The following is a 540-nucleotide window of genomic DNA, read 5'->3' as shown; positions in this document are numbered from 1 at the left end:
GAGCGCGGAGAACGCCTGCGCACGATAGGTGCAGCCCTCCGGGTTGACCGCCATCGGCAGGGGCGCCCCCACCGGCGGCACGAAGCCCTCCGCGGCCACCCACACCAGCGGCTCGCGGGCGACCACCTCGCCGGTCTTGGTATGGCGGTGACGCACGGCCAGGGCGAGGTCCAGCTCGCCCTCCTCCAGCCGCCGGATGAGCACCGGACTCATCTCGCAGATGACCTCCAGGTGGAGCTCCGGGTGGGCGCGGGTGAAGCCGGCGAGCACCTCCGGGAGATACGCGAGCGCCTGCTCCTCGGAGAGCCCGAAACGCAGCTGCGACGCCTCCGCACCCTCGCCCACCGCGCCCACCGCCTCCTCCTGGAGCCGGAGGATACGCCGGGCATAGGGCAGGAAGGTGCCCCCGGCCTCGGTCAGCCGCACGGAGCGGCTAGTGCGCTCGAACAGCGCCTCCCCCACGCGCTCTTCCAGGCGCTTGATCTGCAGGCTAACCGCGGACTGGGTCCGGTTCAGCCCCTTGCCGGCCGCGCTGAAACC

Annotated in this window: 1 protein-coding gene; it reads right to left on the bottom strand. The window is 72.6% G+C overall.

The window, feature by feature from the left end:
* Positions 1-540: LysR family transcriptional regulator (locus tag G7A99_RS24320; protein ID WP_163144647.1), on the bottom strand; the 540-nt coding region annotated here is incomplete at both ends.

Source organism: Arhodomonas sp. KWT, assembly GCF_010993615.1.
The sequence above is the reverse complement of the archived record's forward strand: the minus strand, read 5'-3'. Positions and strand labels throughout refer to the sequence as shown.